General features: G+C 48.6%; 8 protein-coding genes. All 8 read left to right on the forward strand.

Translation table 11 applies throughout. The features are described 5' to 3' along the window. Positions 1 to 3: 3 nt before the first annotated feature. The 8 genes from N530_RS0108535 to addA all read left to right on the forward strand — a co-directional run bounded on the left by N530_RS0108535 (position 4) and on the right by addA (position 13,928). Positions 4 to 405 (forward strand): PTS sugar transporter subunit IIA, encoded by a 402-nt coding sequence (locus N530_RS0108535; protein WP_026480358.1) that lies wholly within the window; start codon positions 4 to 6, stop codon positions 403 to 405. Next, positions 406 to 684, forward strand: coding sequence for an HPr family phosphocarrier protein (locus tag N530_RS0108540; protein WP_018689727.1), 279 nt, complete (start codon positions 406 to 408; stop codon positions 682 to 684). 115 nt (positions 685 to 799) lie between these two features. Continuing rightward, complete coding sequence (gene ahcY / locus N530_RS0108545) at positions 800 to 2,194, forward strand: adenosylhomocysteinase (RefSeq protein ID WP_026480359.1); 1,395 nt, start codon at positions 800 to 802, stop codon at positions 2,192 to 2,194. Between the two features lie 228 nt (positions 2,195 to 2,422). Beyond that, positions 2,423 to 4,963, forward strand: a complete 2,541-nt coding sequence (locus tag N530_RS0108550) for a PAS domain-containing sensor histidine kinase (protein ID WP_051540847.1) — start codon at positions 2,423 to 2,425, stop codon at positions 4,961 to 4,963. Continuing rightward, positions 4,964 to 6,463, forward strand: coding sequence for a tRNA (adenosine(37)-N6)-threonylcarbamoyltransferase complex ATPase subunit type 1 TsaE (gene tsaE / locus N530_RS0108555; RefSeq protein WP_026480361.1), 1,500 nt, complete (start codon positions 4,964 to 4,966; stop codon positions 6,461 to 6,463). Then, complete coding sequence (locus N530_RS0108560) at positions 6,456 to 7,181, forward strand: nucleotidyltransferase family protein (RefSeq protein WP_026480362.1); 726 nt, start codon at positions 6,456 to 6,458, stop codon at positions 7,179 to 7,181. Before tsaE ends, N530_RS0108560 begins: the two co-directional genes overlap by 8 nt. A 55-nt stretch (positions 7,182 to 7,236) precedes the next feature. Then, complete coding sequence (addB, locus tag N530_RS0108565) at positions 7,237 to 10,377, forward strand: double-strand break repair protein AddB (protein ID WP_026480363.1); 3,141 nt, start codon at positions 7,237 to 7,239, stop codon at positions 10,375 to 10,377. After that, positions 10,374 to 13,928 carry a double-strand break repair helicase AddA gene (addA, locus tag N530_RS17715; protein WP_035266730.1) on the forward strand — a complete coding sequence of 1,185 codons (3,555 nt, stop codon included), beginning with the start codon at positions 10,374 to 10,376 and terminating at the stop codon, positions 13,926 to 13,928. The genes addB and addA overlap by 4 nt, the downstream gene beginning before the upstream one ends. Positions 13,929 to 13,937 lie beyond the last annotated feature (9 nt).

Here is a 13,937-nt window from a genome sequence, read left to right on the forward strand (position 1 = left end):
TCAATGATCGGTATTGTTTTAGTATCGCACGGCGAAATTGCTTCTGCTTTTAAAAAAGCTGTCGAGCATGTTGTTGGCGCGCAAGAGCAGTTTCAAACAATTTGCATTGAAGCCGACGATGATATGGAGCGTCGCCGCAGCGATATCGTCGCGGCAATTGATGAAGTGAATAGCGGCAAAGGCGTTGTTGTCGTGACAGATATGTTTGGCGGCACACCGTCAAATCTGGCGATTTCATTGATGGAGCCAGGCAATGTCGAAATCATTGCAGGCATGAACCTACCAATGCTTATTAAGCTCGCTAAAGTGCGTGAGAGCAAAGAAATGAACGTCGTTCTTTCCTGTGCAAGCGAAGCGGGAAAGAAATACATCAATGTTGCCAGCCAAGTTTTGGCCGGAAAATAGATGACTGCGCCACTCAATAAAACACTGACCATACAAAATAAAAAAGGTCTGCATGCGCGTGCATCAGCACGTTTTGTGCAGACGGTCGAAGAGTATGATGTCAGGGTGATTGTCTCCAAGGATGATACAAATGTCGGCGGCACATCCATTATGGGCCTGATGATGCTCGCTGCATGCCAAGGTAGTCAGATCGATGTTTCCGTGGCTGGTCCAGATGCGCAAGCTGCGATGAGCGCTATCGATGCGCTGCTTGCCGATAAGTTTGGCGAAGAAGACTAGCCATATCGAGACATAAACATTTCTTTATGTCGACATTGTGCTTGTTCTGCGTCTCTGATAAGGAGGCGGCAAAACGAACAATTTAAATCCTCACATAATTTCGGAGACGGACCACATGGCCGAACACGATTACATCGTAAAAGACATTAACTTAGCCGATTACGGCCGCAAAGAGCTGGATATCGCTGAAACAGAAATGCCGGGCCTTATGTCTCTGCGCGAAGAGTTTGGTAGCTCCAAGCCTCTTAAAGGCGCGCGCATTGTCGGCTCGCTTCATATGACGATCCAGACAGCTGTGCTGATCGAAACATTGACAGCACTTGGCGCTGATGTGCGCTGGGCATCATGTAATATTTTTTCTACGCAGGATCATGCCGCCGCAGCTATTGCAGCGTCAGGCGTTCCGGTTTTTGCTATTAAAGGTCAATCATTGACCGAGCATTGGGATTATCTTGACCGCTCTTTCATGTTCCCTGAAGGCGCAAATTTGATCCTTGATGATGGCGGCGATGCGACACTGTACGTATTGCTTGGTGCACGCGTTGAAGCTGGTGAAACAGATTTGATCGAAACACCGACTTCTGAAGAAGAAGAAGCCATTTTCGCACAAATCAAAAAACGCATGGCTGAAACACCGGGCTTTTTCACAAAAACCCGTGATGCCATCAAAGGCGTATCTGAAGAAACAACAACAGGTGTTCACCGTCTTTATGAATTGCATAAGAAAGGCCAATTGCCTTTCCCTGCAATTAACGTGAATGATTCTGTTACCAAGTCTAAATTCGACAACAAATATGGCTGTAAAGAATCGCTTGTAGACGGCATTCGCCGTGCGACTGATACGATGATGGCCGGTAAAACAGCTGTTGTTTGCGGATATGGTGATGTTGGTAAAGGTTCAGCTGCATCGCTTAGCGGTGCTGGCGCGCGTGTAAAAGTAACGGAAGTTGACCCGATCTGTGCATTGCAAGCTGCAATGGACGGTTATGAAGTTACGACGCTTGAAGACGCTGTTAAAACCGCTGACATCTTTATCACCACGACAGGCAATAAAGACATTATCCGCATTGAACATATGCGTGAAATGAAAGACATGGCGATTGTTGGCAATATTGGTCACTTCGACAATGAAATTCAGGTCGCTAATTTGAAAAACCTGAAAGTCACAAACATCAAAGACCAGGTCGATATGTATGAAATGCCATCAGGCAACCGTATGATCCTATTGTCACAAGGCCGCTTGCTCAACCTTGGCAATGCAACAGGTCATCCATCATTCGTGATGTCTGCATCTTTCACCAACCAAGTCTTGGCGCAAATTGAGCTTTGGACCAAAGGTGAGCAGTACAAGAATGAAGTTTACATCCTGCCTAAGCATTTGGATGAAAAAGTTGCCCGCCTTCACTTGGATAAAATTGGTGCGAAATTGACCGAGCTATCTAAAGAACAAGCAGATTATATCGGCGTGACACCTGAAGGCCCATATAAGCCTGAACATTATCGTTACTAAAACGCACAAAGCCTTATTTTAAAGGCAAATGCGTGCGTGACGAGACACTTGAAATAGGCCGGTTTGTACATACAAACCGGTCTTTTTCGTTTCGACTCTTTTCGTGGAATCCCCAGATGGTTATGTTGGTGTGATTCGGGTATTTTGTGTCTGCGTAATTTCGTTTAAATAATCTATTAAAAACAGTGGCTTCACGGGTTTATGCCTGTGCGCTGGGGGATTCGCTGTATGGCTGTCACACATAAAAAACGGCTCTTGATTCGTCTTTCGGCGAAATTAAATGCATCTGTTTCAAAAACAGGCCAGCTTTTTAAGCCATTATCATTGGCAGCTTTTACATTTCCCGTAACGAGCGCCATGGCCCAAACGTCGGATGTTGGTGAAGCCTCAGAGTCTCCAATTAATCTATTTGGTATTCCTTTACATGCTTTGGAAATAACCCAGTTTTCAATGCTGGCCGGGGCGATGATCGCGGCAATGACATCAGCCCTATGGCTGATTAGAGAGCGTGGCCGCACGTCCAATCAGAACACGGCCTTGCGTGCAAAAGTAGGAAACCTGACATCCCGTCTAAATCAGTTGGAAGCACTTGCTGCGGCTGAAGGGCAACAAGCAGTTATATGGTCAAGCAATGACAGCAAGCCAACGATTGTCGGAAGCTTGGATGCCAGCTCTGGTGCTCCTGCATCACATGCACATGTTTTGGCGTTTGGCCGTTGGCTCGAATCGCGTTCAGCGACGATTCTCGAGCACTCAATTGAGGATTTGCGCCAAAACGCAAAACCATTTTGCGAAATCATTCAGACCAATAATGGAACACCGATAGAAGTTAGCGGGCGCACATCAGGCAGCAGTGCGATTGTAAGATTTTGCGATCTTTCAAAAGAGCGCAAAGCAAGCGCCCAATTGTCGATATCCCATGAGCGTGTCGTCAATACGTTGGAGACACTTCAAAAACTCATGGATGAGTTGAATATGCCAATTTGGCTGCGCGACAAGCAAGGCAATTTGTCATGGGTCAACGAGAGCTACGCAAAGTCTGTTGATTGTGCAGACAGCACTGCGGTGGTGGGCAGCAAAGCCGAGCTTTTTGGAACACAGGCACTCAAATCAATCGTCGATGCACGTGAAGGTGCCAATAAGTTTGCAGGCACGGTGAGCACTGTTGTTGGCGGCGACCGCATGGTTTTTGATGTGGTAGAGGCAAATGGCAGCTATGGCAGCGCAGGTATCGGCATTGATAGGACTGACGCTGAAGCAGCACGCAATGAACTTAAGAAAACCATTCGGAGCCACGAAGAAACGCTGGATGAACTAACGACAGCTGTCGCGATGTTTGATGAAAACCAGAAATTGCGTTTTCACAATCTCGCCTTTGAAAATCTATGGGGTTTAGACGCTGCGTTTCTTGAGCAAGCACCCAATATTACCATGTTCCTTGACCGGATGCGGACAGAAGGAAAATTGCCTGAACAGCCAGAATGGCGACGCTGGAAAGATGAATTACTAAGCGCCTTCCGCGCGACTGAACCATCTGAAGATTGGTGGCACCTAACTGATGGGCGCACCGTGCGCGTGATTTCCAACCCGCATCCAAAAGGCGGCCTTACATGGGTCTTTGAAAACCTGACCGAGCGTATGGATTTGGAGAGCCGCTTTAAAACCATGGTGCGTGTTCAGGGCGATACGCTTAATCATCTGGCAGAAGGCGTGGCTGTATTTAAGGGCGATGGCCGGTTGCAGCTTGCCAACCCAATCTTCCGCGACCTGTGGTCACTGGCGGATTTTGACGATGAAAACCCGCCTCATATTGGTGATATTGCGCGCCAAATTGCGGAACGCGGTGATGATGTGACGGCATGGGAAGAGTTTGCGGGCATTGTAACTGGCTTTGACGATGAGCGTGCGAGCGATGTTGGCCGTGTTAATGTTGGCGACAAAATGCTGTCATGGATGGTTGTGCCGCTGCCAAACGGTCAAACGATGATTGCATTCCTTGATATCACGGCTGCTGACCAAATTGAAAAAGCGCTGCGTGATCGCAATGAAGCGCTAGAGCGCACGGCGCATCTGAAAAACCGCTTCATTCAACATGTGTCATATGAATTGCGATCACCGCTTACCAGCATCATGGGTTTCACCGAATTGATTGCTATGGAGCATATTGGCAAGCTGAATGAAAAGCAGCGTGAATATGTTGGCCATATTGAGCAATCGTCGCTGGCTTTGCTAAGCACAACCGATGACATTCTTGATCTTGCAAGCGTGGATGCTGGCTTTATTGAATTGAGCTTTGAAAAGGTAGCGATAGCATCGACGATGCGTGAAGCGGCTGCTTCGCTTAAAGACCAGTTTGATGCGCATAAGATCGATCTTGTTCTTCGGATATCTCCAGAGGCAGATACAATCGTGGCCGATGCTGAACGTTTAAAGCAGGTTATGCATAATGTGCTCGCAAATGCGGCTGATTTTGCACCGGAAGGTTCAACCGTAACATTTACCTGTGAAAAGGTTGAATCAGGCGTCGTCTTCAAAGTCCGTGACAAGGGGCCAGGCATTGAAGCTGAAGCGCTTAAAACTGTGTTCGAACGCTTCCAAACAGAAGGCGGTGGACGCAACCGTGGCGCTGGCCTTGGTCTTGCTATCGTGAAAAGCTTTGTTGATTTGCATGAAGGTGAGGTTTCTATTGAATCATCACCATCACGCGGCACCGAAGTTATTTTGAAATTTCCCGATGTACCCCCACGTGTAAGTGTGGCAGCTGAATAAGTGATTGAACTTACGTTTCTCAATGAAGATGCACTGAGCCTCTTTGCGCAGGACTTTGCACTGGCGTTAAAAGCAGGAGACTGCATCGCGCTTGAAGGTGATCTCGGGGCAGGCAAGAGCACATTTGCACGCGCAGTCATTCGTGCGGCCTATGGCGATTTTGACAAAAAGATAGAGGTGCCAAGCCCAACCTTTACGCTGGTGCAATTATATGATTCCGCGCCAGCCATTGCTCATTTTGATCTTTACCGCATTGCAGATGCGGACGAGCTGGACGAATTGGGCTTGGATGCGGCGTTAGAAAATGGTGCAGCGCTTATTGAGTGGCCCTCAAGGGCAGCGGATGCGTTGCCTGCCGATCTCATCCTTATCCGGATAACAGAAACGCACGAAGACCCAGATACGCGCCTCATGTCGATTGAAGGCAATGAGGACTTTTTAGCGCGCTTAGAACGCTCAATGGCTATCCGTGCGTTCTTAGGTGAAAGTGGGTTTGGCCAAACAGATCGCCATGCATTTCCAGGCGATGCTTCCGCTCGCAATTATGAGTTCATTCATCACAAAGCTGGTGAAGCGCCGCTGATATTAATGGATGCTCCCAAATTACCGCAGGAACCGGCGCTCTATGACGGTTTGACCTATAAGCAGATTGTGCATTTGTCAGAAGAGGTCAGTGCATTCGTCGCTGTAAGCGAAATGCTGCGCCATGAAGGTTTTTCCACCCCCATAATTTATGCGCAGGATTTGCCAAAAGGCCTGCTGCTGATTGAAAATTTGGGCGAAGGAAAAATCGTTACCGATGACAATATACCGATCAGAGATCGCTACCTCGCCTCTGTAGAAATTCTGGCGGATATTCATGGGAAAAATTGGAAGGGTCGCTGGGAGTTGCCGGGTGGGCAAACCCATATCGTGCCGCGCTATGATGCACGTGCAATGCGAACAGGGCTTTCATTGCTGCCAGACTGGTGGGGCAAAGAAAACGGTCTTTCTGTAGCGCTGCGCGATGAACTTTATCTCTTATGGGAGCCTATTTTTAAGCGGTTTCAATCTGGCTATGATGATTTGATTATTCGCGATTTTCATTCGCCCAATATTATCTGGCGCGGCGATAAAACCGGAAATGACAGGATTGGGATCATTGACCACCAAGATGCGCTTATCGGTCCAGGCGCCTATGATGTCGCTGCACTGATGCAAGATGCGCGCACAATTGTAGCGCCTGAATTGCAAGCAGAGATCTTGGATACCTATTGCGCCCGCAGACGTCGCCAGTCAGGTTTCAACGAATCGCAATCAAGGCTGGATGTTGCTACGCTTGGCGCGTTTCGCAGTTCACGTTTGTTGGGTTTGTGGGTGCGTCTTGATGTTCGAGATGGCAAACACAGGTTCCGCAATTATGAAGCCCCTACCCGTGCCTATCTTGCTCAATCCTTGGCTCATCCAGATTTAGCAGAGCTTCGAGCATGGTATGTAAAAGCGGGCGTTATTGATGCATAAAAAGAACATAGATACGGCAATGGTGCTTGCTGCTGGATTCGGTAAGCGTTTGCGCCCTATAACGGACAAAATGCCAAAACCTTTAGTAAAAGTCGGCGGCAGAACAATGCTTGATCGAGCTTTGGATGTTTTGGCAGATGGTGCGATTTCAAAAGCTGTCGTCAATGTGCATTATCTGGGCGACCAAATTGTAGCGCATTGCAAAACACGACAAGACATAGATTGCACCATCAGCGATGAGAGCGATGCAATCTTGGAAACAGGCGGCGGCACAGTGCGTGCCTTACCATTGTTGGGCGACGCACCGTTTGCGCTGCTTAACGCTGATACATTCTGGATCGATCAGGGCGAGCCAACACTGCAGCGCATGATTAAAACATTTGATGAGAGCAAGATGGATATCTTGCTACTTCTATGCCGTGTTGAAGATGCCACAGGCCATACGGGCGGTCATGATTTTACGATAGTAAGTGATGGCAGATTGGCACGTGCGAAAAACAGTGATGGGGCAGGTTATATCTATGCCGGCGCTGCAATTTATAATCCCGCTATTTTTGACGGTGATCGCAAGGAGGCCCATTCGCTCAATGTCTATTTTGATCAGGCGATTGCAAAGGACCGACTATTCGGCATTATTCTTAAAAACGGTCATTGGATAACCGTTGGTACGCCGCAGGGTCTTGCAGATGCGGAAGCCAAACTCCGTGAACTGAGTTAAGTATATGCGTATTATCACGCGTGCTGCGTGATAATGGTCAAAAAAGAACGGTGATTTGAAAAAGCATATTGAGCCACGAGTCTATACGATTGAGCCTGGACAGCCGTTTCTAGCAACGCTTGCAAAGGCTCTTTGTGATGGTGATTTGATTGCAGGGTTTGCGCATGACGGCGATCCCTTGTCACTGGCAAAAGTAACAATCTATGTGCCGACACGGCGCGCGGCGCGTGAACTGAGATCGGCGTTTCTCGATCATTTAGGCGCACAAAGCGCATTGCTGCCTGTCATCAAGCAACTGGGTGAGTTTGATGAAGAAGAAGCGCTGTTTAGTGGGCACGCAGATGCGGCATTAGGTCTGGCTGAACCCATCGACAGTTTGCACCGCCAACTTCTGTTGGGTGGCTTGATTGCTGATTGGAATAAACATCTGACGGATGCGCTGCGTAACCTATACCCAGATGAAGATATTTTGACACCGGCCTCGACGGCAGATGCGTTCTGGATGGCAAAAGCACTCGCAGAACTTTTGGACCAATTACAGACCGAAGATTTAGGGTTTGAGGCCATTGAAACCGCCGCCGCTGAATTGGATTTACCGGGCTGGTGGAATGTCACGCACGCTTTCTTGCAAATCATTGCCAGCGAGTGGCCGCAAAAGTTAAATGAACTGCGCCGGATTGATCCAGCCATTCACCGTAATATGATGCTGCGCGGCGAGGCGGCACGTTTGACCGAGCAGCAACCAAGCGACCCAGTTATTGTGGCTGGTTCAACAGGCACAATTCCAGCTACTGCTGATTTGATCGCTGCAATTTCCAAACTGCCGTCAGGCGCGGTCGTTTTGCCAGGTTATGATCTGAGCATGAGCCAAGAAACGAAAGCGGCGCTTGAAGATGCAGATGATCTTGCTTCGGCAATTGGTCATCCGCAATATGGCATGCATCATTTGGTCTTGAAGATGGGTGCACAGGGACTTGTTTCAAAAATTGGCGACACAAGCGTCGCTAACCTGCTGGAGCGTCAAAAATGGATTGGTGCAGCGCTTGAACCTGCACCGCGCACGGCAACATGGCTGGAAACACGTGAAAACCTTGCCGATTCAGCTTTTGATAATGTTGAAATTCTAACCGCGGATAATGAACGTCAGGAAGCCGCAGCCATCGCAGCGGCATTGCGTGAAGCAATCGCTGATCCATCCGTCAATGCAGCGCTTGTTACACCGCACCGCACGCTCGCACGCAGGGTTGTTACTGAATTGGCACGCTACGGTATAGAAGCCGATGATTCAGGCGGCAGTGCCTTTGACACAACGCCGCAAGGCGCTTTGCTCGGCTTTGTCTTTCAATGCGTGTTTAATGCAGGTGACCCAGCAGAGTTATTGGCGCTATTAAAAAATCCACTGGTTCAACTCGGTATGCCGCGTGATGTGTATCAGGCTTCATTGGGCTGGCTTGAGCAAATGGTGCTGCGCGGTGGCATTGGACGGTTCACATGCGGAGACTTTGTTGCATTTGCCACTGACCAGATTAATGCTCGCAAAAAAGAAGGTGCCTATGAGCCGTCATGGCTGCGAAAGCTAGATGAAGATCAGCGCACGGACATAGAGGCAGGTATAATATCGCTTGCAGCGCGTATCGAAGCTGCATTTGCTCCTTTATGTATATTGGTGAAGCAGAGTGAAGAGGTAACATTGGAGACGATGTTGGCTGCGACCATCACAACAGTAGAATCGCTTGCCAAAGATGAGGATGAAAACCATCAGCAGCTTTTTACCGGTGAAGCAGGCACCATGCTGCGCAAACTTCTCACATCGTTTTTTGGCAGTGAATTGGAAATCAAATTTGCGCCTGACCAATGGCCAGAAATTGTACGTGCGGTCACGAGCACGATGTCTGTTAAGCCAGTTGCAAATGGTCATCCGCGCGTTTCAATTTGGGGAACATTGGAAGCAAGGCTTCAAACCGTTGATTTTCTAATCATGGGCGGGCTGAATGAGGCGGTTTGGCCGCAACAAACATCCAATGACCCGTTTTTGACGCGCGGCATGAAAATCCGTATGAAAATGCAGCCACCTGAACGCCGCATTGGTTTGTCGGCTCATGACTTTTATATGGGCATGGGGCAGAAACGCGTTCTGCTCACAAGCGCGATAAGAATGGACAATGCGCCAGCTGTTGCATCGCGCTGGCTTCAACGTCTTGAAACGCTGGCAGGCGAAGGCGCTGTGAAAGAAATGCAAGGCCGCGGGCAGGTTTACGTAAATATTGTTCAGGCTTTAGAAAAAGCAAAAGACATAGATTTGGAAACGCGGCCGGAGCCAAAGCCGCCTGTCCATGCGCGGCCAACGCATTTCTCCGTAACGGAAATCGAACGGCTGAGGCGTGATCCCTATGCGATCTATGCAAAGCGCGTTTTGGGACTTCAGCCACTAGAAGATTTGGTGCGCGAACCAGATGCAGCAACACGCGGCACGCTGTTCCATGCGATATTGGAAGAATCGACGAAAGCGAAGATTGATTACACCAAGACCGATGCGGCAGATCAATTGCGTAAGATTGCCGATCATATATTTGCCGACTTTGCGCTTCCTGCAGATATCGAAGTTTTATGGCGAACACGGTTTGATGCTGCGATATCTGCCATTGCGGACTGGGAAAAGACCCGAGACGAGGAAGGCGTTAAGCGCCATGCTGAGTTAAAATCGCAAAAACTACCTGTCGATATGACGGGCGTTACATTGCGCGGTGTTGCCGACCGTTTGGACTTAAACACGGACGGCAGTGTTGATATTATAGACTTTAAAACGGGCGGTGTTCCAAGTGTTGATCAGGTGCATTCTATGTTGGCCCCTCAGATGCCGCTTGAAGCAGCACTGTTAAAACGTGGGGCTTTTGATCAGCTCGGTAAGTCTGATGCCGCAGCTCTTCTCTATGTGACTTTGGGCCCCAAGGGCGATGTAAAACACAATGATGTGCGCGGCACTGGAAACAAGCACAAAGAGGCCGATGTTCTGGCTGATGCCGCTTGGGAAAAGCTTGTGCAATTGTTAAGTTTTTTTGCCGACGAAGGAAATGGTTATGTATCGCGCGCCATCCCAGCAAAGCAGCATGATTATAGCGGAGAGTATGATCACTTGGCGCGTGTGCTTGAATGGTCGGCCGGAGTGGACAGTGATAACGGATCCGAATCGACATGAGCAATAATGAGATCAACACGGATAATTTAAAACCTAAACCCGATCAGGTTACAATCAATCGGCAAGCATTGGCTGCCAGCCCTGATACTTCGGCATGGGTGTCTGCAAATGCGGGTTCCGGTAAAACCTATGTGCTTTCCACCCGTGTTATTCGGCTTTTGCTGACAGGTGTTGATCCGGCAAAAATTCTCTGTTTGACCTATACGAAAACGGCTGCGGCGGAGATGAAAAACCGTGTGTTTTCGCGTCTTGGCGCATGGACGACGATGCCCGATGCTGATCTTGCAAAAGAATTGGTCGCCATTACGAATAAAAATTGCACGGATGCTGAAATTCGTTTCGCTCGTACGCTTTTTGCCAAAGCACTGGAAACGCCGGGCGGGCTTAAAATCCAGACCATCCACGCCTTTTGTGAGGCGCTGCTTCATCGGTTTCCACTGGAAGCCAATATTGCCGGTCATTTTGAATTAATCGATGATGTGGCAGCCGATTTACTCATGGCTGAAGCACGGCGAAAATTACTGACCGGCTCTGAACATGGTAATGGCGCTGTTTTAAGCATCCTTGAGCGTTCCGGAGAAACCGGCTTTGAAGAACTGCTCTCTGAAATCGTCAATAATCGACAAAAGCTCACTAATTTGCTCGATAATCTTGGCGATCCATCTGAGTGGCGACAGACTTATTTGTCGGCAAATGGATTTGATGTGGATTGCACCGCTGAAAATTTAAAGCTGAAAATATGGCCGTTACCGGGTTTAACGCAAGAATATTGCCGCGATGCATTTGCAGTGATTCCAGCAGCTGGCGCTAAGACTGCGCGTGATTTGCTTGAGAAGCTGACGACTTGGTATGGCGACCAAAGAATATTGCCGTCTTTCGACGAAATTTGTGCATTGTTTCTTACAAAGCAAAATGAACTTCGCGCGTCTAAAAATTACGCGTCGGCGAAAGCGGTTGCAGTCGCACCGGAACTACAAGATCGCTTCATCGAAGCAGCCGAATATGTTCAATCCCTGATCTTACGAATCAACCTGCTCGACGAAATAGACCGAACAATGGACGCATTGAGCGTCGCAGATAGGCTCTTATCACTCTACGCCAATTTGAAACGACGACGCGGTTTGCTCGATTTTGATGATCTGATTGAGCGCACAGAAATGATGCTGCTGAAAGACAATGTCGCTGATTGGGTGCGCTATAAGCTTGATCAGGGAATTGACCATATTTTGGTCGATGAAGCCCAAGATACCAGTCCGCCGCAATGGCGCGTTATTAAAACGCTTGCCGATGAGTTCTTTGCCGGCGAATCATCTTCGAGCAACAAACGCACGGTTTTTGCTGTGGGTGATGAGAAACAGTCAATTTACTCGTTTCAGGGGGCTGATCCAAAAGGTTTCGATGATGCGCGCAGCCATTTTTCTGTAAAAATTGGACAAGCGGACCGCAAATTCCAACCTGTTGATCTTGAAGCTTCCTTCCGTTCTACAGGCGATATATTGGCAGCCGTCGATCATGTTTTTGCTTATGCGGACCATAAGCGCGGCTTAGCTGCGCATGGCGGGGATGTACAAAAACACAGATCACTGCGCGAAAATCAGCCAGGTTCAGTGGAAGTTTGGGACTTTGAACGGGCTGAGAAGCAAGAGCAGGAAGAAGATTGGCGCAAGCCCTTTGACTTTGCCGCACAGCCCGCCATTATCGTTGCTGGACGAATTGCGAACCGTATTAAAAACTGGCTTGATAGCGGCGCTTGCCTAGAGGCAACGGGGCAAAAAATCAGAGCAGGCGATGTGCTGGTTCTCGTCAGAAAACGCGATGCTTTTGTCCATGCGCTGTCACGTGCGCTTAAAGAACGTAAAATTCCTGTAGCTGGTGCCGACCGTTTGGGCATGACCAGCCATATCGCCGTTCTCGATCTGATGGCGCTTGGCCGCGTGATGATTAATCAAAGCGATGATCTATCGCTCGCAGCGCTTTTGCGTAGCCCAATGTTTGGTATGAGCGACGATGAGCTGTTTGAATTGAGCTATAAGCGCGAGGGAACATTGTTTGAAACAATGGTGCTTTATGCGTCTAAGGATCAAGAGATTGCGCAGATCGTTACACTGCTGAAACGATGGATGAAGATCGCTGTCCAAAAGCCTGTATTTGAATTTTATAGTCAGGTTTTAGTAACTGACCAGATGCGATCAAAACTAATTGAGCGACTTGGCACCGAAACTGGTGAAATGCTGGATGAGTTTTTAAACTATGCCATCGCGCAGGAGCGCACCGGTCCAGCTTCACTTGAAACATTTTTAAACACGCTAGAACATTTCAGTCCCGAAATAAAACGGGAAATGGAAGGCGATAGCGATCAAGTTCGTATTATGACCGTGCATGGTGCAAAGGGTCTTGAAGCACCCATCGTGTTCCTGATTGATCCTGGAAGTCCTGCCTATGGCAGTCGTTCGACACCCGTTTTACTGCCGCATGATTTGCCAATTGGGCTGGTAACCCCGCTAAAGGGTGTTTTGGTTGGCAATTCTGGCGCAGCGCAATCAGCCGTTACCAAAGACATTATTCAAGGTTTGAAACAAAACGCTGAGGAAGAATATCGGCGCTTGCTTTATGTTGGCATGACACGTGCTGCCGATCAGTTGATTGTTGCCGGTTATGCTGGGCAAAATGGCGGTAAGGATGGAACGTGGCTTTCCATGGTAAAGACAGCCTTGGAGCCTTTGAGCAAGACCGTCACTTATGATGATTTTGAAGCGTTACATTACCCTGAAGAGCAAACGCTAGCGCCCTATCCGCCGCAAAGCTCAAATCAGAGCGATACGTCGCAGAGTTTAACGGTTCCAGCTTGTTTTAATACACCAGCGCCAAAAGAGCCACCTGCCCCGCGCCCATTGGTGCCGTCAGGCGTAACGGGTCTTTCAGTTGAAGCTGATCGGCAAGAAAGCGAGGCGGAACAACCCATGTCGCTGGTTGCTGACTATGAAGCGCAAGGCGTAAAGCTGACAATGCCGCCAAGCCTTGCTGCCAAGCGCGGCAGTGTCATTCACAAACTGCTTCAATATTTACCAGATATCCCAGCTGGCGAACGTGAAGATAAGGCCCGTCTTTTTTGTCAGCATATAGAATCGCGTTGGAGCCGCTCAGATATTGACCAGATTGTTTCGCAAACGCTTCGGGTTATGGATGAACCTAGCTATGCGCCATTTTTCTCAGAAAATGGAAGTACCGAAGTATCGGTTATGGGCATGGTAGATATTGGCGATGAAAAACACGCTGTGTCAGGTGTGGTCGATAGGCTCGCAGTCGTGGGCGACCATGTTTACATTATTGACTATAAGACAAATGCAAAACCGCCTTTGAATTTGAGCGGCGTACCGCTCATTTATTTGCGTCAAATGGCGCTTTATCACGCGTTAATTGCACCGCTATACCCACAAAAACAGGTCAAAGCGGCACTTTTGTTTACGGCGACACCGCAGCTTATTGAAATTGATAATAAGCTGTTGGAACAGACACTTCAAAATATGGTGCCAGACAACACATTAAATTGAGGTCGTATA

This window comes from Ahrensia sp. 13_GOM-1096m, assembly GCF_000620605.1.
In the GTDB taxonomy this organism is placed as follows: domain Bacteria; phylum Pseudomonadota; class Alphaproteobacteria; order Rhizobiales; family Rhizobiaceae; genus Ahrensia; species Ahrensia kielensis.